General features: G+C 44.5%; 20 protein-coding genes. 17 read left to right on the plus strand and 3 right to left on the minus strand.

Annotation, left to right across the window (positions count from 1 at the left end; all coding sequences use genetic code 11):
- The first annotated feature begins 59 nt into the window (after nucleotides 1-59).
- Both MHB50_RS04875 and MHB50_RS04880 read left to right on the plus strand, forming a co-directional pair.
- Nucleotides 60-1,145 carry a M42 family metallopeptidase gene (locus MHB50_RS04875; protein ID WP_077110132.1) on the plus strand — a complete coding sequence of 362 codons (1,086 nt, stop codon included), beginning with the start codon at nucleotides 60-62 and terminating at the stop codon, nucleotides 1,143-1,145.
- A gap of 98 nt (nucleotides 1,146-1,243) precedes the next feature.
- Nucleotides 1,244-1,696: a small multi-drug export protein gene (locus tag MHB50_RS04880; protein ID WP_339162274.1), complete on the plus strand. Its 453-nt coding sequence runs from the start codon at nucleotides 1,244-1,246 to the stop codon at nucleotides 1,694-1,696.
- Nucleotides 1,697-1,723: 27 nt separating this feature from the next.
- Here MHB50_RS04880 and sspI read toward each other — a convergent pair whose 3' ends face one another.
- A complete protein-coding gene (gene sspI, locus MHB50_RS04885) occupies nucleotides 1,724-1,933 on the minus strand; it encodes a small acid-soluble spore protein SspI (RefSeq protein WP_339162277.1) in 210 nt (69 codons plus the stop codon).
- Between the two features lie 433 nt (nucleotides 1,934-2,366).
- Between sspI and MHB50_RS04890 the strand changes: the two genes are divergently transcribed.
- The 4 genes from MHB50_RS04890 to MHB50_RS04905 all read left to right on the plus strand — a co-directional run bounded on the left by MHB50_RS04890 (nucleotide 2,367) and on the right by MHB50_RS04905 (nucleotide 8,098).
- Complete coding sequence (locus MHB50_RS04890; RefSeq protein ID WP_339162278.1) at nucleotides 2,367-3,119, plus strand: RNA methyltransferase; 753 nt, start codon at nucleotides 2,367-2,369, stop codon at nucleotides 3,117-3,119.
- A gap of 325 nt (nucleotides 3,120-3,444) precedes the next feature.
- Nucleotides 3,445-4,482, plus strand: a complete 1,038-nt coding sequence (pheS, locus tag MHB50_RS04895) for a phenylalanine--tRNA ligase subunit alpha (RefSeq protein WP_339162281.1) — start codon at nucleotides 3,445-3,447, stop codon at nucleotides 4,480-4,482.
- A 17-nt stretch (nucleotides 4,483-4,499) separates the two neighbouring features.
- Nucleotides 4,500-6,914: a phenylalanine--tRNA ligase subunit beta gene (pheT, locus tag MHB50_RS04900; RefSeq protein WP_340084928.1), complete on the plus strand. Its 2,415-nt coding sequence runs from the start codon at nucleotides 4,500-4,502 to the stop codon at nucleotides 6,912-6,914.
- Between the two features lie 326 nt (nucleotides 6,915-7,240).
- A complete protein-coding gene (locus MHB50_RS04905; RefSeq protein ID WP_340084929.1) occupies nucleotides 7,241-8,098 on the plus strand; it encodes a cytochrome c oxidase assembly protein in 858 nt (285 codons plus the stop codon).
- A 68-nt stretch (nucleotides 8,099-8,166) separates the two neighbouring features.
- Here the strand turns inward: MHB50_RS04905 and MHB50_RS04910 are convergent, their stop codons facing one another.
- The gene (locus MHB50_RS04910) at nucleotides 8,167-8,934 is read right to left on the minus strand and encodes an NRDE family protein (protein WP_340084930.1); all 768 of its coding nucleotides are present in this window, start codon (nucleotides 8,932-8,934) and stop codon (nucleotides 8,167-8,169) included.
- A 599-nt stretch (nucleotides 8,935-9,533) separates the two neighbouring features.
- Between MHB50_RS04910 and MHB50_RS04915 the strand changes: the two genes are divergently transcribed.
- Complete coding sequence (locus MHB50_RS04915; RefSeq protein ID WP_077110140.1) at nucleotides 9,534-10,616, plus strand: PQQ-dependent sugar dehydrogenase; 1,083 nt, start codon at nucleotides 9,534-9,536, stop codon at nucleotides 10,614-10,616.
- Between the two features lie 18 nt (nucleotides 10,617-10,634).
- Here MHB50_RS04915 and rnhC read toward each other — a convergent pair whose 3' ends face one another.
- Nucleotides 10,635-11,567 (minus strand): ribonuclease HIII, encoded by a 933-nt coding sequence (gene rnhC, locus MHB50_RS04920; RefSeq protein WP_077110141.1) that lies wholly within the window; start codon nucleotides 11,565-11,567, stop codon nucleotides 10,635-10,637.
- A 120-nt stretch (nucleotides 11,568-11,687) separates the two neighbouring features.
- On the opposite strand from rnhC, the gene zapA reads away from it, so the two are divergent.
- The 10 genes from zapA to MHB50_RS04970 all read left to right on the plus strand — a co-directional run bounded on the left by zapA (nucleotide 11,688) and on the right by MHB50_RS04970 (nucleotide 22,458).
- A complete protein-coding gene (gene zapA, locus MHB50_RS04925) occupies nucleotides 11,688-11,948 on the plus strand; it encodes a cell division protein ZapA (protein ID WP_077110142.1) in 261 nt (86 codons plus the stop codon).
- Nucleotides 11,949-11,955: 7 nt separating this feature from the next.
- Entirely contained in the window at nucleotides 11,956-12,498 is a 543-nt protein-coding gene (locus MHB50_RS04930) for a CvpA family protein (protein ID WP_077110143.1), read from the plus strand.
- Nucleotides 12,499-12,589: 91 nt separating this feature from the next.
- Nucleotides 12,590-14,302: a DNA polymerase/3'-5' exonuclease PolX gene (gene polX, locus MHB50_RS04935; protein ID WP_340085291.1), complete on the plus strand. Its 1,713-nt coding sequence runs from the start codon at nucleotides 12,590-12,592 to the stop codon at nucleotides 14,300-14,302.
- Between the two features lie 25 nt (nucleotides 14,303-14,327).
- Nucleotides 14,328-16,685 carry an endonuclease MutS2 gene (locus MHB50_RS04940; RefSeq protein WP_340084931.1) on the plus strand — a complete coding sequence of 786 codons (2,358 nt, stop codon included), beginning with the start codon at nucleotides 14,328-14,330 and terminating at the stop codon, nucleotides 16,683-16,685.
- A gap of 37 nt (nucleotides 16,686-16,722) precedes the next feature.
- Nucleotides 16,723-17,130 carry a DUF350 domain-containing protein gene (locus MHB50_RS04945; protein ID WP_139345567.1) on the plus strand — a complete coding sequence of 136 codons (408 nt, stop codon included), beginning with the start codon at nucleotides 16,723-16,725 and terminating at the stop codon, nucleotides 17,128-17,130.
- Nucleotides 17,131-17,358: 228 nt separating this feature from the next.
- On the plus strand, nucleotides 17,359-19,050 hold the full coding sequence (locus tag MHB50_RS04950; RefSeq protein ID WP_077110144.1) for a long-chain-fatty-acid--CoA ligase: 1,692 nt from the start codon (nucleotides 17,359-17,361) through the stop codon (nucleotides 19,048-19,050).
- Nucleotides 19,051-19,254: 204 nt separating this feature from the next.
- On the plus strand, nucleotides 19,255-19,848 hold the full coding sequence (locus MHB50_RS04955) for a TetR/AcrR family transcriptional regulator (protein WP_077110230.1): 594 nt from the start codon (nucleotides 19,255-19,257) through the stop codon (nucleotides 19,846-19,848).
- Between the two features lie 17 nt (nucleotides 19,849-19,865).
- Complete coding sequence (locus MHB50_RS04960; RefSeq protein ID WP_340084932.1) at nucleotides 19,866-20,633, plus strand: enoyl-CoA hydratase; 768 nt, start codon at nucleotides 19,866-19,868, stop codon at nucleotides 20,631-20,633.
- 36 nt (nucleotides 20,634-20,669) lie between these two features.
- Nucleotides 20,670-21,434, plus strand: coding sequence for an electron transfer flavoprotein subunit beta/FixA family protein (locus tag MHB50_RS04965; protein ID WP_340084933.1), 765 nt, complete (start codon nucleotides 20,670-20,672; stop codon nucleotides 21,432-21,434).
- 43 nt (nucleotides 21,435-21,477) lie between these two features.
- Entirely contained in the window at nucleotides 21,478-22,458 is a 981-nt protein-coding gene (locus MHB50_RS04970; RefSeq protein WP_077110147.1) for an electron transfer flavoprotein subunit alpha/FixB family protein, read from the plus strand.
- The last annotated feature ends 17 nt before the right edge of the window (nucleotides 22,459-22,475 follow it).

The raw sequence follows: 22,475 nt of genomic DNA on the forward strand, positions 1-22,475 counted from the left end.
TCGCTTTTTTCGTTTCAGCCATTTAACTATAAGTTTCGATCAATGGAGGATGAAATAAAATGAAGCAATTAGATGAGACGCTGACAATGCTGAAAGAGTTAACGGATGCAAGAGGAATTGCCGGAAATGAACGGGAAGCGCGCGAAGTGATGGAAAAGTACATAGCTCCCTATTGTGATGAAATCAGCACTGATGGCCTTGGAAGCTTGATTGCCCAAAAAACGGGTGAAACAAATGGCCCGAAAATCATGATTGCCGGGCACTTGGATGAGATTGGCTTCATGGTAACGCAAATTGATGACAAAGGATTTTTGCGCTTTCAAACGGTTGGCGGCTGGTGGTCACAGGTGATGTTGGCACAGCGGGTAACGGTTGTGACGGCCAACGGTGACATAACGGGCGTGATCGGATCCAAGCCACCCCATATATTATCTCCTGAAGCGAGAAAAAAGCCGGTTGATATAAAAGATATGTTTATTGACATTGGCGCATCCAGCAAAGAAGAAGCAAAAGAGTGGGGAGTCCGTCCCGGAGACATGGTTGTGCCATCGTTTGAATTCACAGTAATGAAAAATGAAAAAATGCTGCTGGCGAAAGCATGGGATAACCGTATTGGCTGCGCTATTGCGATAGATGTCTTGAAAAACCTAAAAGATGAAAAGCATGGAAACGTCGTGTACGGAGTGGGCACTGTCCAGGAAGAAGTCGGTTTAAGAGGTGCTAAAACTGCGGCTAACCGCATTCAACCTGATATTGCCATCGCGGTGGATGTAGGGATTGCCGGAGATACACCCGGTGTATCGGAAAAAGAAGCCCAAGCAAAAATAGGTGAAGGTCCGCAAATTATTTTATACGATGCTTCCCTCGTATCTCATAAAGGGCTTCGGGATTTTGTCACAAAGACCGCTGACGAGCATGACATCCCTTACCAGTTTGATGCTATGCCCGGTGGCGGAACCGATGCCGGAGCTACGCATTTGACCGGAGAGGGTGTGCCATCTATAGCGATTACGATCGCAACCCGCTACATTCATACACATGGAGCCATTTTGCACCGTGATGATTATGAAAATACGGTGAAATTGATTACAGAGGTCGTTAAAAGATTGGATCGGGAGACGGCAAAGCACATCATTTATGGATGATGGAGCACGGAGAGAATCAGGTAGTGCTCGAAAACATTGGTTAAAGCAATAAAATTTGGGAATGTTCATTCGTGATTTTTTATTGCAGAGGAGAAACGATGGGAAGTATATGGGAATATGTCATTATTTTCTTATTGGCAGCTGTACCATGGATTGAAGTGGCTGCCGTCATACCGCTTGGCATCATCCGGGGTTTGTCGTCGACTTATGTTGTGATTGTGGCTTTTCTTGGTAATTTGTCGACAATCATCTTACTCGTATATTTATTTGATAAAATCAAGGATTTTTGGGTGAGAAAAAAAGGGGAGCAAAAAACATCCGGGAAGCGGCTGGAGAGAGCGAAGCGAATTTGGAATAAATATGGTTTGCCGGGCCTTAGTTTGCTTGGACCGATTTTCATTGGTATTCACATTGCGGCTTTCATTGGTCTAACCCTTGGAGCAACGAGAAATTGGACACTGCTGTGGATGACAAGCAGCTTGGCGTTATGGTCTATTGTTTTTGGTGTAGCCGCGCACTACGGCTTGTTAACATTCAAGATGCTTTTTTAAAGCAAAAAAGCGGCTTTTATGCCGCTTTTACTGTTTCAAGCCTTGTTCTAATGTTTCGAGCATATTGCTTTTCTCTTGTTCATCAGCATGTTGCCAAATGACTTCAAAAAGAACACCTAGCCCTGGAAGCAATTTTTCTTCTCCGCGCTGAATGGCATCAACGATCGTATCCCGCAATTGCGCCTGGTCATTATCTGATACGTTATGGATTACGGCTTTTCGAATATTTATATCCATCCTTTAGACTCCTTTTCAAATCTTTTTATTAGCTTTTCGCAAACGGTCAGAATTATGTACAATGATAAAGCGAAACTTTAATCAGAAGGGGGAAGGCGCTCGCGATGCGGCGTTATGAGTCTGCAACCCTTAAGCACCCATAACTCCTGTTAAGAGCTATCCTTATCTTAAAGCTCGCGCTTTTTTCAAGCCCTGACGATGCGTCAATTTCCGCTTTGCCGCTTCGCTTGCACTCGTATATTTTGCCTATCACCACTCCTTTGTTTGTGGTTGCCATCATTGAAAAAATGCCATGCCTGGTGCGTTGTTGTCGACCCGAAACAATCGGACTTTGAGTGGCGGTTGTCCCGAATAATCCCTTCGATACCCTTTAGATTATGTGGGGCTGACTATCCGTTATTGCGGGATATAACCAGAAAGGAAATACTTTGTCATGGACGTATTACAATCTGTGAAAAATCCGCGTGTCAAAGCGTGGAAAAAACTGCATACAAAAAAAGGGCGCGACCAAACCGGGACCTATTTGATCGAAGGAGCTCATCTGATAGAAGAAGCGCTAAAAACAGATGAGCTTATCGAGCTGATGATTGAACACAATCAGCCGATCCCGGAATATGTCAAAGAAGCCGATATTCCCATTACGTTCATTTCCCCGGAAATCTGCCATGTGATATCAGGGACGGAAACTCCGCAAGGTATGTTCGCTCTTTGTAAAAAAAAGTTGGTGAAGCCTGATCCAACTGTCAACAAACGTTTTTTGCTGCTGGATGGCGTGCAAGACCCGGGAAATATCGGAACCATGATCAGGACGGCGGATGCGGCGGGTGTTGAGGCTGTTATTTTTGGCGAAGGTACGGGGGATTTATATAATCCGAAAGTGATTCGTTCAGCCCAAGGCAGCCATTTTCACCTCCAAATTGCCTCGGGCAATGTACTGGAATGGATTCCGCCATTAAAAGCCCAAGGCATCCCTGTTTACGGTACAGCACTCCGCAACGCGGTCACTTACAAAGAGATACGCCCAGCGGAATCATTTGCATTGATCGTTGGCAATGAAGGTGCCGGTGTTTCGGAACGAATCCTTGACATAACCGATCAAAACATTTATATACCAATTTATGGAAAAAGTGAATCCTTGAACGTGGCAGTCGCTGCCGGTATCCTTATGTATCATTTAAGAACATGATTTGAATTTTTCAAAATGAACGGCTATAATGTGAATATCTATATGGAAAAACGATGACGGAGAAAAGTAACCGGAGGAAACTTACAGGGAGAAAGTGCCTTGACTGCAAGCATTTTCAGTGACAATCCAGGTGAAGTTCATCTCTCGAGTTGGCATCGGGACCGCTGTCTGGCAAACAACAGCGTAAAGATGACCCGGCACGGCCGTTATGACAATGAAGTGAACATGATAACATGTTTATAAGGGTGGTACCGCGACCATAGCCTCGTCCCTTGCTTGGGGGCGGGCTTTTTTTATTTGCAATAAAAGAAGGAGGAATTCATAAATGGAGGAAAAGTTAAAGAGCTTGGAGACGAAGGCGCTTGTGGAAATTAAAGATGCCGCTAATTTAAAAGAGTTAAATCAAGTTCGTGTTGCGTATCTGGGAAAAAAGGGGCCCATTACGGAAGTGTTACGGGGCATGGGCAAATTATCAGCGGAAGAGCGCCCAAAAATGGGGGCACTCGCCAATATGGTGAGAGAGACGATTGCCAAAGCGATTGAAAACAAACATGAGGAATTGGAACAAGAAGCTGTTCGCAAGAAGCTTGAATCGGAAACAATCGACATTACGCTTCCCGGCAGGCCGGTTAAAATGGGGAGCCGTCATCCGCTTACGAAAATTATCGAAGAGGTGGAAGACTTATTTATCGGCATGGGATATAAAGTAGCGGAAGGTCCCGAAGTGGAATTGGACTATTACAATTTTGAAGCAATGAATTTTCCAAAAGGACATCCAGCGCGTGATATGCAGGATTCCTTTTACATCTCAGAGGAAATCATGCTCCGCACTCACACATCGCCGGTACAGACCCGAACAATGGAGAAACACAAAGGGAAAGGGCCGGTCAAAATCATCTGTCCAGGAAAAGTATATCGACGTGACGATGATGATGCGACACACTCCCATCAATTTATGCAAATCGAAGGGCTTGTCGTTGATGAAGACATTACAATGGGTGACTTGAAAGGAACGCTTGAAGTGTTTGCGAAAAAAATGTTCGGGGAAGATCGGGAAATTCGCTTGCGTCCAAGCTTTTTCCCGTTCACGGAACCATCCGTCGAGATGGATATTTCCTGTAAAATTTGCCAGGGCGACGGTTGCCGCGTTTGTAAACAAACGGGTTGGATAGAAATTTTGGGGGCGGGCATGGTTCATCCGAACGTGCTGGAAATGGCCGGTTTTGATTCGAAAAAATATACAGGATTCGCGTTTGGAATGGGGCCTGACCGAATCGCCATACTGAAATATGGAATTGATGACATTCGCCATTTCTATACAAATGATATTCGTTTTCTTAAACAATTCGCTGTCCAAGAATAGATCGGGAGGGTAAACACATGTTAGTTTCTTATAAATGGCTGCAAGAATACGTTGACTTGGGAAATATAACAGCCGCCGAACTGGCGGAAAAAATAACGAGAAGCGGAATTGAAGTAGACGGGGTAGAACAGCTCAGCAAAGGATTGAAAGGAATTGTCGTAGGGGAAGTCCTTGAATGCGAACAGCATCCCCAAGCGGATAAACTCAAAAAATGTCTCGTGGATATTGGAGAAGGCGAGCCTGTCCAGATCATCTGCGGCGCACCAAATGTCGCAAAAGGACAGAAGGTCATCGTTGCAAAAGTTGGGGCTGTTCTGCCAGGCAATTTTAAAATTAAAAAAGCGAAGCTCCGTGGAGAAGAGTCAAACGGCATGATTTGCTCCCTTCAGGAGCTTGGGATCGAAGGAAAGCTCGTTCCCAAAGAGTTCGCAGACGGTATTTACGCTTTCAAGGATGACGTCGAAGCCGGCACCGACGCGATACCACTGCTCAATTTGGATGATGAAGTACTTGAGCTTGATTTAACGCCAAACCGGGCAGATGCCCTCAGTATGCTGGGCATGGCATACGAAGCAGCGGCCATCCTTGACCAAGATGTCAACTTGCCGGATATTGAAATCAACGAAACAGACGAGAAAGCGGAAAGTATGATTTCCGTCAAAGTAGAAGCACCCGAGGATAATCCGTTGTATACAGCCAAAATCATTAAAAATGTGAAGATCGGACCGTCGCCGCTTTGGATGCAAATGCGTCTTATGGCAGCCGGTATCCGGCCACATAACAATGTTGTTGACATTACAAACTATATTTTACTTGAATATGGCCAGCCGCTGCACGCCTTTGATTATGACCTGTTCGGCTCCAAAGAAGTCGTTGTTCGTCGTGCCCGCGAAGGGGAGAAAATCGTTACATTGGATGAAATTGAGCGGACATTGACTTCCGAACAGCTTGTCATCACAAACGGAAAAGTCCCAGTAGCACTTGCGGGTGTTATGGGGGGCGCCGACTCGGAAGTAAACGACGATACGACAACGATTTTACTAGAATCGGCTTATTTTTCAGGACAATCCATTCGCGATACCTCAAAGTATCACGGCCTTCGAAGTGAAGCAAGCCAGCGTTATGAAAAAGGTGTTGACCCGGAACGGGTGCGCCCCGCGGCCGAGCGGGCGGCGCAATTAATGGCCAAATATGCAGGCGGAGATGTGTTGACAGGGCTTGTCGAAGCGAATCATTTATCGATTGAGCCGGCGGTTGTGTCCATTACTTTAGAAAAAATCAATCGTGTACTTGGTACGGAAATTAGTATGGATGAAGTGAAGAAGATTTTTGAGCGTTTAAAATTCGGGGTTCAAATCGAAGGCAGCCTTATTACAGTCACAGTCCCAACACGACGCGGCGACATTTCGATTGAAGAAGATTTAATTGAAGAAGTGGCCCGGTTGTATGGCTATGATCGTTTGCCAAAAACATTGCCAAAAGGAGAGGCAACTCCCGGTGGGTTGACCAAAGCACAAAGAAACCGGAGAATGACAAGAGACTTCCTTGAAGGGGCAGGATTATTCCAAGCGATTACGTACTCGCTGACAAGTGAAGCCAAATCAGTGATGTTCTCTCTTGAACATCGGGAACCGGTAAAGCTCTCTATGCCGATGAGTGAGGAGCGAAGCCGACTGCGATTAAGCCTGATTCCCCAATTACTGGAATCCTTGTCGTACAATATTGCCCGGAAAAATGAATCAGTTGCTCTTTACGAAATCGGCTCCGTTTTCTTAAACGAAGGAGAAGGGCGCCAACCAGAAGAAAGGGAACATATCGCTGGGGCCATGACAGGAATGTGGGTTGACCATCCATGGCAAGGGGAAGAAAAAATGGTTGACTTTTTCGTGGCAAAAGGGATTTTAGAAGCGTTATTCAAAAAGCTCGGCGTGGATCCCCACATCGAATGGAAGCCTGCACAAATTGAAGGCATGCATCCCGGTCGTACGGCGCAAATCTATTTAGCCGGCGAAGAAATTGGATTTGTCGGCCAGCTGCATCCACACTTGCAAAAAGAGTTCGATTTAAAAAATACGATTTTGTTCGAATTGATGGCTGAACCGCTGTTTCATTATGAGCATCCGGAATTGCGATACAAGCCGATTCCTCGCTTTCCGGCGATTTCAAGGGACATCGCGCTTGTGGTTGACAAGGCCGTAGATGCCGGCACATTGGCATCTATTATCAAGGATGCGGGCGGGAAATGGCTCAAGGATATATATGTCTTTGATCTTTATGAAGGAGAGCATATGCCGGAAGGCAAAAAGTCGATCGCATTCTCACTGACTTTTGCTGCTCCTGACAAAACGCTCACCGACGAAGAAGTGGCGGCAGCCCATTCTAAAGTAGTGGAGGCTGTCCAGAAAAAAGCGGGGGCGGAATTAAGAAGCTAATCACACATTCCGGGGCATAATCGCCCCGGAATTTTCTTTCGGGAAGGATTCCATCTAAAACACTCGCCTTGCACTTGGCAAAATTCGAATCGCCGGCGTTAAAAAGTCAATCTATGGAATTCATATGGGAGAGCCTTCGATATAAAGTGGTTTAAAAGAGCCGGCACGCACTCCAATTTATCCCAGATTTTCATTAAAAACCCGATTATATCTATTGTTCACGGATTTGTCATCTAAAGGTTTCGGCACCGGAAAATACATGATAAGATAATAATAAAATGTGCTGCAGGCAAGTCGAGTAATGCGGGAGAGGAGGGACCAATTACTTGAACACGACTATTCTTTCAGGCTATTCCTGGTTAGAATTGTGGAGCCCCGTTACTTTTGTTGCTGTAGTTCTATTGTCATTTTTATATTATAAAAAGGTGGCCAGCTCTTCCCGGTATGTCGTGACCAAAAGGCAAGTCACATACTTTTTTATCGCCGCTTTTATCTTTTATATTGTGAAAGGAAGCCCGGTGAAAGTGATTGCCGACACATTTTTGTTTAGTGCCCACGTCTTTGAAATTATGGCGCTTCTATTTATTGTGTTGCCGCTTCTCATTTTAAGCATGCCGGCCGAGTGGGCCAGAAAGTATTTCTGGAATCATCGTTTAAAATTTGCGATTAAGTTGTTCGGTCATCCTTGGATGGCGGCGCTTTTATTTAACGGTGCCTTGACCGTTTATTTTGTTCCGAGGTTTTTCAACATCGTCCACGAAAGTTTGCTTCTTTCCATTATAAGTCAATTATTTTTAATGTTTATGGGCTTTTTAATGTGGTGGACGATTATTATGCCGCTTCCGGAAATAAGCAAGTTTTCTTACTTCACAAGAGTGGCTTATATCTTTTTAAACGCGGTTTTGCTCATGCCGATCGGAATTTATTTATTGATTATCATCCATCAGGTGCATTACCCGATTTATGAAGCGACCGCCACCCAGTTTATTCCGTCGATAACGGCTGTGTATGACCAGCAGCTTGGCGGGGGACTGCTTAAAGCGATCCAACTCGCGAGTTATGGAATTGCTTTATTTTACCTCGTTAAAAATTGGAGCAGAAAAGAGGACGAACAAGAAGGACAAGTAGATGATGAAAATATTCGTGTTGTTCAAGGAGTCGTCATACACTTGCCTAAAAAATAAAAAGCTGTTTAACGGGCACATCAACCCGGAAACAGCTTTTTATATAAAGGATATATCTGAATTTTCCGTTATGAAAATTCGTTTATCTTAAACTGAAAACGGCGTTCATGTTCCGAAGGGTTTGAATAGGTTCGTTCAATCAACTGCACCTCCCCCTTCTTACTGACTGTAAGGACTGTCGAGCAGCGGGTTCCATAATGGGGACTTCGGATAAAGATAGATGAAAGCGTTTTTTCTAAATCCAATGGAACTCCGGTTTTAGGGAGTTCGTCCTCCAGTGCAGGTTCATCGTCACGGAGTATTTCAAACAATTTTTCATGATCTATTGTTTTCTCAGCTATTAATTTGAGCATAGATGCCTTTCCTTTTTCCACTTTAGGCCAAGGGGAATTCAGCAAGTGGTTGCTCAGGCCGTAAACTCCTGGGCGCAGTGCTTTTGCTTTGTTTTCGATATTGGAATAGTACATCAGTGAGCTTTGATTTCCAACGAGCAGATTGAACCCGCGAAAGTTTTTCTTCTTGCTTTGGAGACTATCCAAGAAATGTTCCGGTTCTTCCGATCCCGATAAAAAATCTCGGACGATGTGTCCCCTGGACTGTTTGTTTGCCTGTTCTTCGTTTGGATCTCGATAATTTGTCAAAGCCGCAAATCGGCCGCTTAATGTTACGCCCATCCATGTACCCATTTGTTCCAAATCTCTTCCCGCAAGAATGTTGGGGTCGTCTTTCCAAAAGTGGGCCGGAGCCGCTTTCCTGCTGTAAAATTCATCACGGTTTGCGGCGACAATCAGGTTGAAATCAGGGTGGGATTTGTAGGCGGCAAATATAATGCACATACATAATCTCCTTCAGTCGGCATTTTTCTTTTTCTGTATTTTAACATGAATCAGATTGATCAGCAGCAAGATCCCCACTTCGCCATCTGGGTAAAACAATAATGGGAAGAGGAGAGCAACAGCCAGTTACTGCCGATTGCCTTAACTAACAATAGCTGAAGCCTCCAGCCAGCAATCGCAATTGGCCAACGAACGATTAGCTGAAGTCCCCACAGTAACTTACGATTGGTTCAACTCACAATCAGCGGCGTAAAAGCTCGCCGCGGCTAGAAGTTTCACTTTATCCGGCGTTAACTTGCAGTAAGACTTCTATTTAAACTGATTTGTAAAATAGCAAGGTTTTTCATTGAAATCAACTGCCAGTAATCGCCCGATTGGTTTAACTAACAGTCAGCGGCGTAAAAGCTCGCCGCAGCTAGAAGTTTCACCTTATCCGGCGTTAACTTGCAGTAAGACTTCTATTTAAACTGATTTGTAAAATAGCAAGGTTTTTCATTGAAATCAACTGCCAGTAATCGCCCGATTGGCTCAACTCACAGTCAGCGGCGTAAAAGCTCGCCGCGGCTAGAAGTTTCACTTTATCCATGGAGGGATCGGTTATGAAAAAGGTATGGTATGTATTGATGATATTGTTTGTTGTAGCCGCTTGCTCTAAAAAAGAGCAGGAGCAGAACGAAAGCGCCGAACGAAAAGAAGAAGCGCCGGCTTCCGGAAGGGTTGCTCCTGAAGTTATTGCCGATCATCTATCCGTACCGTGGTCGATTACAAAGAAAGGGAGCCAGTTTTATATAAGTGAAAGGAATGGCGCGATTGTTTCCGTAGATCCAGAAAGCGGGGAATATAGCCGGTTGCCTGTCATGACCACAAAGGATATATTTACCGGGGGAGAGGCGGGTTTCCTTGGACTGGAGCTTATCCCGAATACGGATTTGGAAGCATTCGCCTACCATACTTATGAAGAAAATGGAGACATTTTCAACAGGCTTATAAGGTTGAAAAAAGAGGCGGACGGTTGGATGGAAACGGATAGCATACTGGAGGGAATACCGGGGGCTCACATTCATGATGGCGGCAGGATAAAGATCGGGCCGGACGGAAAAGTGTTTATAACAACAGGAGACGCCTCCGCACCTGATTTAGCCCAAGATGTAAACAGCTTGGCCGGAAAAATATTAAGGGTTGAAATGGATGGAACGATCCCTTCTGATAATCCATTTCCAAACTCTCCCGTTTATTCGTATGGCCACCGCAACCCGCAAGGCATCACCTGGGATGATAATGGAAATATGTATGCTTCAGAGCATGGATCAAGCGCACATGATGAATTAAATCAAATCGAACCCGGAAAAAACTATGGCTGGCCTGTCATCCAGGGGGATGAGCAGCAAGCAGGAATGGAAACCCCGATGTTTCACACAGGCGAAAAGACGTGGGCGCCTGGAGGCATCGCCTATGCCAATGGCAGGCTTTACATTGCGGGGCTCCGGGGCCAGGCAGTCTTTCAATATGATTTATCAACCGGAAATGCCGATATTTTTCAAACGGGACAAGGGCGGACTAGAGATATATTCATAGAGAAAAATGATTTGTTTTTTATAACAAACAATACGGATGGCAGGGGAACACCTGCCGCAAATGATGATAAGCTTTTACACCTTGAATTGAACGGGGCGCCTGATTAATCGGCGCCCCTTTTCGCACTATGAAATCCCCGCTATTTTCTTCGCTTTTTCAGTATTGGCAAAATGCACTTTGGCAAATTCGGACAAAGCGCCCAAACCTTTATTCCTTATCAGCCTGGCGGCCGCAACATCCACGATGGAGCCGGCCCCTTTCGGAAGGGAAAAACCGGCTTTTTTGCTTAATTGCTCCATTGCTTGCAAAAAGGAGTACCTCGCCAAAATGGAAGCGGCGGCAACAGCAAGGTGGATACTTTCTGCTTTTGTACTGAAGTAGACATTTTCTTTTAAAATTGTTTCTTGCCCCTTTAAATGGCGGAAATATATTTGGGCTTCCGCAAACTGGTCAACCAAGATCGCTTCCGGCTTTTCCGGTGCTATTTTTTCCAAAACATGCAAGAGAGCCCGGTTGTGCAGGATGGCCGTCATTTTTCCTTGCGTCATTCCAGACGCCTGCGCCTCGTTGTATTTTTTGTTATTGAGCTTTAACGAGCTGTAGGGAATAAACGTGAGAAGATCTTTGGCGATGTCCGTAATTTGCTTGTCTGATAAGTGCTTGGAGTCTTTTACACCAAGTTCCTTTAAAAGAGGAATATGCTCTTTTTTTACATAGGCTGCCACGACAGCGAGCGGGCCGAAATAATCTCCTTTACCGACTTCATCCGATCCGATGACCGAAAGGTTGGTAATGTTTTCCGGAAGCGGAGTCCCGGAAGCTTTTCTCGGCTTTGTAGCCGTTGGCAGATCGTGTAGGTTCGCCCACTTTCCAGCTTCCCCTTCACGTCCAACACCTTGAAACATTACTTTTCCCGAACGGTAGGCCGTGATCGTGCATCCGCCTTTTTTTGCAGAAAAAACACTGCCTGGAGGAGAAGTGTCTTTTAAAAATGGACGGTAGTATTCTTTCATTTTATCTATTTCTGCTCGCTTTGCTTGAATAACAATATTTGCCATATCCATTGCTCCCTTACATGAAAGATCAGGAATAAACAAATTTAGACATCTATTCCCATCTATTTTTATTCGTGATATGATAAGAAAGTGGGATTTCTTTAGGAAATGGAGGCATCCGATTTGTCGGGAAATCAAAAAATCCGCACTCCTGTTACAATCTATGGCCAACATTATATCATTACGGGGACGGAAACGTCAGCACATGTAAAAAAAGTGGCCCGATTGGTGGATGAGAAGATGTATGAGATTCGCTCGGCGAATCCAAATCTCGATACAAGCAAACTAGCTGTACTAACGGCTGTCAATGCCGTTCATGATTATATTAAACTGCACGAGCGCTTCGAACATTTGGAAAAAGAGCTTGAACGCTTAAAGGAATGAGCTTTTCATGTTGAGTTTAGTATTATTGATTCTATTGGCCACCGGTTTTTTCGTTGGGTTGCGAAGAGGATTTATCTTGCAGCTTATTCACATGGTTGGCTTTATCATATCTTTTATCGTCGCATACATTTATTATGATGATTTGGCACCAAAATTGAAACTTTGGGTTCCTTACCCTGATTTTGATCATGGACAAACTATGAAAATACTATTGGATGGAGCGGGCGCTGATGAAGCATTTTATCGGGCCATTGCTTTTGTCATCCTTTTTATTGCTGTTCGTATTATCCTTGGGATCATTGGTTCGGCATTGGATTTTGTCGCCAGCTTTCCAATTTTAAAGACACTGAATGTCTGGGCTGGGGGCATACTGGGCTTTTTGGAAATCTATATTTTGCTGTTCATCCTTTTATATATTGGGGCCCTATTGCCGATTTCCAATATCCAGGATGCTCTCGATCAATCCATCCTCGCCAAATGGATCATCCATTACACCCCTTTCCTTTCCGGCGAGGTCAAGAATATGTGGTTTAACTACATTAAAAGCTAAGCTTCTCTTTGCGCAAAGAGAGGTTTTTCTTTTGTCTTGCTAATTTGCTACAATGATAGGCAGGAGAATGAGAACGGTTGGTGACATAAATATGGAAATCAACAAAAAAGATGTGATTCGTTTATTGGAAAAGATTGCAATATACATGGAGTTAAAAGGGGAAAATCCTTTTAAAACAGCTGCTTTTAGAAAAGCGGCTGCCTCGCTGGAAGCAGATGACCGGAGCCTTTCCGAGATAACAAATTTCACCGAAATTCCGGCGATTGGGAAAGGAACGGCCGCTGTTATCGAGGAATTTGTGGAAGATGGTGTTTCTTCCGTTCTTGAGCAACTTCAGGAAGAAGTTCCGAAAGGCTTGATTCCGCTGCTGCAAATTCCGGGGCTTGGCGGTAAAACGATCGCAAGGCTCTATAAGGAATTAAATGTCACAGACGTGGAGTCTTTACGAGAAGTATGCGCTGCCGGAAAGCTCAGGAAGCTGAAAGGCTTTGGGAAAAAAACAGAAGAAAACATTAAAAACGCTCTTGAACAAATGGGCAGACAGCCTGACCGCTTCCCGATTGCTTATATGCTTCCATTTGCTGAGCAAATAGAGTCCTATTTAAAAGAAGTCAAAGAAATCAAGCAATTTTCCCGGGCCGGCAGTTTACGGCGCTTATCGGAAACAATCAAGGATTTGGACTTTGTCATAGCGACAGAGCATCCCAAGGCTGTAAAAGAACAATTGCTGAAATTGGATGGAGAAGCCGCTGTGAGCGGAGATACGAAAGTAACCTTGCACCTGCAAGCCGATTATACAATCTCTGTTGACTTCCGGATCGTTAAACCGAGCGAATTTGCCACGGCCCTACACCATTTTACAGGATCCGCCGAACATAATGTCCGGATGCGCCAAATTGCCAAAGAACGGGGCGAAAAAATTAGCGAGTACGGAGTGGAAAACACTGAAACGGGCAAAGTGGAGACGTTTCAGACAGAAAAAGAATTTTTCAAACATTTTCAGTTACCTTGGATTCCTCCTGAAATCAGGATGAATGGAAAAGAAATTGAACATTTTTCGGAAGCAAAACAGTTGATCGAATTAGCCGATATAAAATGTGATCTTCATATGCATACGACTTGGTCGGATGGCGCCTATTCCCTTGAAGAAATGATCGAAGCATGCAGAAAAAAAGGGTATGAATATATGGCCATTACGGACCATTCTGAATTTTTGCGGGTTGCAGGCGGCCTTACGCCCGACCGGGTGAGAAAGCAAAATGAAGAAATCAAAGCCTTAAATGAAAAATATGACGATATTTTCATTTTATCTGGAATCGAGATGGATATATTGCCGGATGGAAGACTGGACTTTGAAGATGAGCTCCTTTCTGAGCTTGATATTGTCATTGCCTCTATCCATTCCAGTTTTTTTCAGCCCAAGTCCCAAATAATGAAACGCTTAACAAATGCCTTGCAAAACCCGCATGTCGATATCATTGCCCATCCGACAGGGCGCTTGATTGGAAGGCGTGACGGTTATGAGGTAGACATGGACATGCTGATCGAATTGGCCAAAGAAACGGATACGGTGCTTGAATTGAATGCCAATCCGGCAAGACTTGATTTGGCGTACAGTCATCTCCAAAAAGCCCAGGAAGCCGGAGTGAAGATCGTCATCAACACGGATGCGCACAACATCAGTCATTTGGAATATATGGATGTCGGCGTATCATATGCGAAAAAAGGCTGGATCCGTCCGGGATCTGTTATAAACACATGGAAAAAAGACGAGCTGCTTGCCTTCTTAAAACGCGGCGATTAATAATGGGAGAGTGATGTTTTACCCCATGAACGAAAAGATATTAAAAACATTAGAATTTGATAAAATTCTTTCCCGAATGGAACCATTTGCTTCTTCAACGCTCGGGGCAGAACAAATCAGAACACTTAAACCTTCCACCTCATTTGAAGAAGTTTCCATGCTTTTGCAGGAAACTGATGAGGCTTCCACTGTTTTGCGACTTAGGGGCCATGCGCCATTAAGCGGTATCCATGATATCAGACCGCATCTTAAACGGGTGGCAATCGGAGGAGTTTTGAACTCGGCGGAACTTGTTCAAATAGCTGATATGATACGGGCAGGGCGGACGATAAAACGCTTTATTGAATCTTTGCTTGAAAATGAAGTGGAGATCCCCATACTGGAAGAAAAAGTGAATGACATCGTCACCATGAGTGAGCTTGAAAAAGAAATCCGAAATGCGATAGACGACGGGGGCGCCGTGCTCGATTCAGCAAGTGATGCGCTCAGAAATATCCGGCAGCAAATGCGGAGAAATGAAAGAAAAATCAAGGAAAAGCTCGATAGTTTCGTCCGCAGCCGAAATGCACAAAAAATGCTTTCAGACGCGATTATTACGATCAGAAATGAGCGGTACGTCATCCCGGTGAAGCAGGAATACCGTGCAAATTATCCTGGAATCGTCCATGATCAATCTTCTTCCGGACAAACCCTTTTTATCGAACCGCAGGCTGTCGTTGACTTAAACAATGAACTTCGCGAACTCGCATTAAGGGAAGACAGGGAAATTGAACGGATTTTGATGGAGATTTCAGCAAATGTGTCAGAGTTTGCCGATGATCTGCAACTTTTGGTGGATATCATGGAATCACTGGACTTTATTTTTGCAAAAGCACGATTTGCGAAAGACATCCAAGCTACTCGCCCAAACATTAACAAAAAGGGCGTTATCCATCTATACCGTGCGAGACATCCGCTGATTCCCGCAGATGAAGTGGTTGCGAACGATATATCTCTTGGCCAGGAATATTCAACCATTGTCATTACTGGCCCAAACACCGGAGGAAAAACGATCACGTTGAAAACGGCCGGACTTTTAACGGTAATGGCGCAGGCCGGATTATTTCTTCCTGTATCAGAAGGCTCCGAAACAGCTGTTTTCCAACAGATTTATGCTGATATTGGAGACGAGCAGTCCATTGAGCAAAGCTTAAGTACTTTCTCTTCTCACATGGTCAATATCGTTGACATTTTGAAAAAAGCAGATGAAGAAAGTCTCGTTCTTTTTGATGAATTGGGTGCCGGTACGGATCCACAAGAAGGTTCCGCTCTTGCCATCTCGATCCTGGATGACGTTTATAAGCGCGGAGCGCGCGTTATTGCAACGACCCATTATCCGGAGCTAAAAGCTTATGCTTATAACCGGGAAGGGGTTGTGAATGCCAGCGTCGAGTTCGATGTTGAAACGCTGCGTCCGACATATAAACTGTTAATCGGTGTTCCCGGCAGAAGCAACGCCTTTGAAATATCGAAGAGGCTGGGGCTTTCGGATCGGATCATTGATTATGCAAAATCATTGATTAACGCCGAGAGCAACGAAGTGGAAAATATGATTGCTTCACTGGAAAAAAGCAGACACGAAGCAGAAAGAAAATATGAAGAAGCAATGGCTCATTTAAAGCAGGCGGAAAAGCTGCATAAGGATCTTGTACAGCAGATGTCCGAATTTCAGTCAAGAAAACAAGAGTTGTATGAAAAAGCGGAGCAAAAAGCTTCTGAAGTCATTGAAAAAGCAAAAGCTGAAGCGGAAGAAATCATAAAGGAACTCCGCCAAATGAGGCTGGCGAGTGGAGCAGGGGCCAAGGAACATGAGCTTATTGAGGCAAGAAGAAGGTTGGAAACGGTTGTTCCGCAAATGGGTGATGGGCAGGAAACAGTGAAGTCCAACCTAAAAGCACACTCATTTAAGCCTGGTGATGAAGTAAAAATCGCCACCTTGAACCAGAAAGGCATATTGCTTGAAAAAACCGGTCAACACGAGTGGCAAGTTCAGGCAGGCATCATGAAAATAAAAGTGGCGGAAAAAGACATGGAATTCATTCAATCCGAGCCAAAGAAAGAGCCGAAGCCGCTCGCTTCCATTAAAGGAAAGGACTACCATGTCGGAGTAGAACTGGATATTCGCGGGGAGAGATATGAAGATGCCCTTCGGAAGGTCGAGAAATATTTGGATGACGCACTTTTAGCCAATTATCCCCGTGTATCGATCATCCATGGGAAAGGGACCGGGGCTCTTCGTACAGGAGTTTCCGAATTATTGAAACGTCATCGCGCTGTGAAACGTATTAGATTGGGAGAAGCGGGAGAAGGCGGTAGCGGTGTGACCATTGTTGAATTTAGATGAAGCCACACTCTTCCAAAACAAAAAAGGAGCGATGATCTTGGGCTCGTTTTGGGAAAACAATTATGTCCAAACGGCAGGTTACTATAGTGTTACGGTTCTTTGTATTGTGGTCTTCCTATTTATATTTGAGGTTGTAACGAAGTACAACAATTGGGAAGAGATCAAGAAAGGAAACGTGGCGGTGGCAATGGCTACCGGCGGGAAAATTTTTGGGATCGCCAATATTTTCAGACATTCCATTTTGCATCATGATGGATTGTTCGTCATGCTTGGCTGGGGAATGTTTGGCTTTTTACTGTTGTTGACGGGATATTTTATATTTGAATTTTTAACGCCGAAGTTTAAAATTGACGAAGAAATTGAACAGGGCAACCCCGCTGTTGGCTTGATTTCAATGGTCATATCGATCGGATTGTCATTCGTCATTGGTGCCGGCATATATTAAGGAGGAAACGGTGGAAAAACTGGCAAAAGTACTATTTGTCGTGTGTGCAATTTTCGTATTGGTAGGAGTTATATATTTAGTCCGTATGTAAAACCGCTTTTTACCGAAGCGGTTTTTTGCGTTTCTTTTATTCTATAAATAATGTAATTCGTTGTATGTAAGATTTTATTGTAATATAATAAGCATAAGTTTAAATTTTCTGTTTATGAAAAGGGGGACTATACTTGTATGAAACCATGGTTAGAGCATTACCCTGACGAAATTCCGAAAACGCTCACATATGAAGAGAAGCCGGTCCAGCAATATTTAACGGAAGCTGCACAACGTTATCCGGATAAAACGGCCATTCATTTTATGGGCAAGGAAATGTCATATAAAGAAGTGTATGAAAGTTCTCTCAAAATGGCCAATTACTTGAAAAGCCTTGGTGTGAAAAAAGGCGACCGTGTCGCAATCATGCTTCCCAACTGTCCGCAAGCGTTTATCAGCTATTATGGCATTTTATACACCGGAGCCATCGTCGTACAGACGAATCCGTTGTACACCGAACGGGAATTGGAATACCAAATGAAAGACTCAGGGGCTATCGTAATCATCGCTCTCGACTTGCTTTATCCCAGAGTCGCCAAAGTCAAAAAGGAAACGAATTTACAACATATTATTGTAACCGCTATCAAGGATTATCTGCCTTTCCCGAAGAATTTTATTTATCCTTTTATTCAAAAGAGGCAGACCGGAATGGTTGTGAATGTCCAACATGAAGGCAGCCAGCATCTTTTTCCAAAAGTTATGGCCCAGTCAACAGCAGAACCGGTCACAACGGATCTTGATTTTGAAAACGATCTGGCACTCCTTCAATATACGGGGGGAACAACTGGAAAACCGAAGGGGGTTATGCTCACCCACAAAAACTTGATTGCCAATGCGACAGCATGTGACGCATGGCTGTACAAGATGAAAAAAGGAGAAGAAAGCATTCTTGGCATCCTGCCATTCTTTCACGTATATGGAATGACGACAGTGCTTATTTTAGGCGTAATGCAAGGGTACAAGATCATTCTTCTGCCAAAGTTTGATGTCGAAACAACGTTGAAAACAATCCATAAACAAAAGCCAACGCTTTTTCCAGGGGCACCAACGATGTATATCGGGCTTTTAAACCATCCGGATATTAAAAAATACGATCTCTCTTCCATTGAATCATGTATTAGCGGCTCTGCACCGCTTCCAGTAGAGGTACAAGAAAGATTTGAGAAAATCACTGGTGGAAAGCTTGTAGAGGGATACGGCCTGACAGAAACATCCCCTGTAACCCATGCCAACTTCTTGTGGGCAAAAGACAGGGTAAAAGGAAGTATCGGAGTGCCTTGGCCCGATACAGATGCAGTAATCCTATGTATGGAAACGGGCAGCCCGCTGCCGCCGGGGGAAGTGGGGGAAATTGCTGTTAAGGGTCCCCAAGTCATGAAAGGCTATTGGAACATGCCCGAGGAAACGGAAAAAACATTTAAAGACGGTTGGTTATTAACCGGCGATCTCGGGTATATGGATGAAAAAGGTTATTTTTACGTCGTTGACCGGAAAAAAGATATGATTATTGCCGGTGGATTTAACATTTACCCGCGTGAGATCGAAGAGATACTGTACGAACATCCAGCGATTCAAGAAGTGGTAGTTGCCGGTGTTCCCGACCCTTACAGAGGTGAAACGGTGAAAGCCTATATCGTTTTCAGGGAAGGAATGACGTCGACAGAAAAGGAACTTGATGAATATGCCAGAAAGCATCTCGCCGCATACAAAGTACCAAGAATATATGAATTCCGGGATGAATTGCCCAAAACAGCCGTAGGAAAGGTCTTGCGCCGAGTATTAGTAGAGGAAGAGCAAAAAAATCAGGCGCAAGATGAAAAGCTTGGATAGATCGGACGGACGATTTTTTTATCACATATAAGAAAACTTCACAGCGATTTTCCCTTGGTTTGTTGGACAATGAAAAAGGCGTATTGCTGGAGCCGGCGGGCTCTTTTCTTCTGCACGGTATTGCTTGACAGATGAAAAATGAACCTTTAGGATAGAATGATGAATGAACAATCATTCATTTTATGGTGCGGAAAGGTGAAACATGTGAAAAGAAACAGACCGAAATATAAACAAATTATTGAGGCGGCTGTGGTAGTAATAGCCGAAAATGGTTACCATCAGGCCCAAATTTCTAAAATTGCCCGCCAGGCCGGAGTCGCTGATGGCACAATCTATCTTTACTTTAAAAACAAAGAGGATGTTCTCATATCCGTCTTTAGAGAGAAAATGGGCATGTTTGTACAAAAAATAAATGAAGTAACAGCAGGAAAAAAAACGGCAGCAGAGAAATTATTAGTAATGATTCAAAACCACTTTCGGATTTTATCCGAAGACCAATACTTGGCCATCGTGACCCAGCTTGAATTGCGGCAATCCAATAAGGCGCTCCGCTTTAAAATTAACGAAGTGCTAAAAGAATATTTAGAAGTGATCGACCATATATTGGTTTTCGGAAAAGAAAACGGGGAGTTGGCCGCCGACTTGGATATCCGGCTTGCAAGGCAAATGATCTTTGGCACGATGGATGAAACAGCCACAACGTGGGTTTTGAATGAACATAAGTATGATTTGGTTGCGCTTGCCCCGAAAGTACATGAATTAATCCTGTATGGGTGTAAATTAAAAAGCAGTGTATAAAGAAGGAGGACTACATAATGGAGTTCATCACTGTCACTAAAGAGGGGAATGCAGCGATCCTAAAGATTGAACGTCCGCCCGCGAACGCATTGTCTCGGCAAGTGATGCAGGAGCTTGCGAGCGTGTTCGAAGACCTTGAACATGATTCGGAAATAAGGGCAATTCTTTTGTATGGCGAAGGCCGTTTCTTTTCTGCCGGTGCCGATATTAAAGAATTCACAGCGGTTGAAAGTGGGGAAGCCTTTACTGGTCTCGCCCAAAACGGACAGGAAGTCTTGGAAAAGATTGAGAACTTTTCAAAACCGGTTATCGCTACAATACATGGCGCTGCGCTTGGGGGTGGTCTAGAGCTCGCCATGGCATGTCATATCAGGCTTGTAAGTGAAAACGCTAAACTTGGGCTTCCGGAACTGCAATTGGGGCTGATCCCCGGTTTTGCGGGAACACAGCGGTTGCCGCGCTATGTGGGAACTGCAAAGGCGGCTGAAATGTTATTTACAAGTACTCCGCTCACGGGGGATGAAGCAGTTAAATGGGGACTGGCCAATCATGCTTATCCGGAAGAGCAATTGCTGGAAAAGGCAAAAGAAATGGTACATCTAATCGCGCAAAAGAGTCCACTCTCTTTAAAGGCGGCCATCGAGTTGCTTTACCATGGCGGACGGTTTGAAGAAGGGCTGAAACTGGAAGCCAAGAGATTTGGCGAACTTTTTGATTCAAACGATGGAAAGGAAGGCATCTCGGCGTTTATTGAGAAAAGGGAGCCCAAATTTATAGGAGAATAGCAACTTTTGATTTTCAAAGACTGGGAGGGTCATAGAATGAACATTTTTGTACTGATGAAAAGAACATTTGATACGGAAGAGAAAATTACGATTTCTAACGGCCAGATTGATGAAGAAGGGGCCGAGTTTATCATCAACCCATACGACGAATATGCGATTGAAGAAGCAATCCGTGTCCGTGACGACCACGGCGGGGAAGTAACAGTCGTAACGGTTGGGGATGAGGGAGCCGAAAAGCAATTGCGCACCGCCCTTGCCATGGGAGCGGACAAAGCAGCTTTGATCAACATCGAAGATGACCTGGATGAATATGATCAAACGACTGTCGCGCACATTTTGGGCGAATATTTAAAAGACAAGGATCCCGACTTGATACTTGCCGGTAATGTCGCTATTGATGGTGGTTCCGGACAAGTTGGCCCCCGTGTTGCCGACATACTCGATATACCATATGTGACAACGATTACGAAACTCGAAATTGAAGGTGAAAACGTCAAAATTGTCCGTGATGTAGAAGGTGATTCTGAAACCATAGAAGCTTCGCTTCCTTTGCTCGTAACAGCCCAACAAGGACTGAATGATCCGCGTTATCCATCTTTGCCTGGAATCATGAAAGCCAAGAAAAAGCCGCTGGAGGAACTGGAACTGGATGATTTGGATCTCGATGAAGATGACGTAGCAGCCAAGACCAAAACGGTTGAAATATTCCTACCGCCGCAAAAAGAAGCAGGCCGCATTTTGGAGGGGGATATTTCCGACCAGGTGAAAGAATTGGCTGGCTTGCTTACCAAAGTGATTTAACTGATTTCGGATTCTTATATAGAGAAACAGGAGGTTATAGGTGATGGCAAAAAAGGTGTTGGTACTTGGTGAATTGCGTGAGGGCATATTGAGAAACGTATCGTTTGAAGCGATTGCCGCAGGGAAAAAAATAGCTGCAGGCGGAGAGGTAACGGCTGTACTGATCGGCAAATCGGTCAAAGATCAAGCAAATGAACTTTTTCAATACGGTGCAGACCGGGTCGTAGTGGTCGAAGATGATCAACTCGAACACTACACACCCGACGGATATTCCCAAGCATTCATGGCAGTGGTCAATCAAGAAGAGCCAGAGGGAATTGTTTTCGGCCATACGGCGCTGGGGAAAGATCTGTCTCCGAAAATAGCGAATAAAATGAGCGCCGGTTTAATATCTGATGTAACGGCGATTGAGGAAGTGAACGGTGAATTTACGTTTACCCGCCCGATTTATTCCGGAAAAGCGTTTGAAAAAGTGGTGAGCACCGAAGAACCGCTCATGATCACAATCCGCCCAAATAATATAGATAGTTTGGTAAAGGACGCTTCCAAAACCGGAAATGCGGAAACGATGACTGTTGAAATAAAAGACCTTCGTACAATTGTGAAAGAAGTTGTGACAAAAGCGAGCGAAGGCGTTGATTTGTCGGAAGCGAAGGTCATTGTTGCCGGTGGACGGGGAGTGAAAAGCGCGGAAGGCTTTGAACCGCTCAAGGAATTGGCGGATGTGCTCGGAGGCGCTGTTGGAGCTTCGCGTGGTGCATGCGACGCGGATTATTGCGATTATTCCCTGCAAATTGGACAAACAGGAAAAGTAGTAACGCCTGATTTATATATAGCTTGCGGCATTTCAGGAGCGATCCAGCATATGGCCGGAATGTCCAACTCAAAAGTGATTGTTGCCATTAACAAAGATCCCGAAGCCACCATTTTCAATGTGGCGGACTACGGCATAGTCGGCGACCTGTTCGAAGTCGTTCCTTTACTGACGGAAGAATTCAAGAAAATCAAGGTTGCCTCCTCTTAAACCCCGTGTGTAAATGC

The organism is Siminovitchia sp. FSL H7-0308 (assembly GCF_037980985.1).
GTDB lineage: Bacteria > Bacillota > Bacilli > Bacillales > Bacillaceae_C > Siminovitchia > Siminovitchia thermophila.

Bases quoted from the DNA above. Each gene is read 5' to 3' on its own strand.
- MHB50_RS04875 (WP_077110132.1), top strand. From the start codon at position 60: ATGAAGCAATTAGATGAGACGCTGACAATGCTGAAAGAGTTAACGGAT.
- MHB50_RS04880 (WP_339162274.1), top strand. From the start codon at position 1,244: ATGGGAAGTATATGGGAATATGTCATTATTTTCTTATTGGCAGCTGTA.
- sspI (WP_339162277.1), bottom strand. From the start codon at position 1,933: ATGGATATAAATATTCGAAAAGCCGTAATCCATAACGTATCAGATAAT.
- MHB50_RS04890 (WP_339162278.1), top strand. From the start codon at position 2,367: ATGGACGTATTACAATCTGTGAAAAATCCGCGTGTCAAAGCGTGGAAA.
- pheS (WP_339162281.1), top strand. From the start codon at position 3,445: ATGGAGGAAAAGTTAAAGAGCTTGGAGACGAAGGCGCTTGTGGAAATT.
- pheT (WP_340084928.1), top strand. From the start codon at position 4,500: ATGTTAGTTTCTTATAAATGGCTGCAAGAATACGTTGACTTGGGAAAT.
- MHB50_RS04910 (WP_340084930.1), bottom strand. From the start codon at position 8,934: ATGTGCATTATATTTGCCGCCTACAAATCCCACCCTGATTTCAACCTG.
- MHB50_RS04915 (WP_077110140.1), top strand. From the start codon at position 9,534: ATGAAAAAGGTATGGTATGTATTGATGATATTGTTTGTTGTAGCCGCT.
- rnhC (WP_077110141.1), bottom strand. From the start codon at position 11,567: ATGGCAAATATTGTTATTCAAGCAAAGCGAGCAGAAATAGATAAAATG.
- MHB50_RS04930 (WP_077110143.1), top strand. From the start codon at position 11,956: ATGTTGAGTTTAGTATTATTGATTCTATTGGCCACCGGTTTTTTCGTT.
- polX (WP_340085291.1), top strand. From the start codon at position 12,590: ATGGAAATCAACAAAAAAGATGTGATTCGTTTATTGGAAAAGATTGCA.
- MHB50_RS04940 (WP_340084931.1), top strand. From the start codon at position 14,328: ATGAACGAAAAGATATTAAAAACATTAGAATTTGATAAAATTCTTTCC.
- MHB50_RS04950 (WP_077110144.1), top strand. From the start codon at position 17,359: ATGAAACCATGGTTAGAGCATTACCCTGACGAAATTCCGAAAACGCTC.
- MHB50_RS04960 (WP_340084932.1), top strand. From the start codon at position 19,866: ATGGAGTTCATCACTGTCACTAAAGAGGGGAATGCAGCGATCCTAAAG.
- MHB50_RS04965 (WP_340084933.1), top strand. From the start codon at position 20,670: ATGAACATTTTTGTACTGATGAAAAGAACATTTGATACGGAAGAGAAA.
- MHB50_RS04970 (WP_077110147.1), top strand. From the start codon at position 21,478: ATGGCAAAAAAGGTGTTGGTACTTGGTGAATTGCGTGAGGGCATATTG.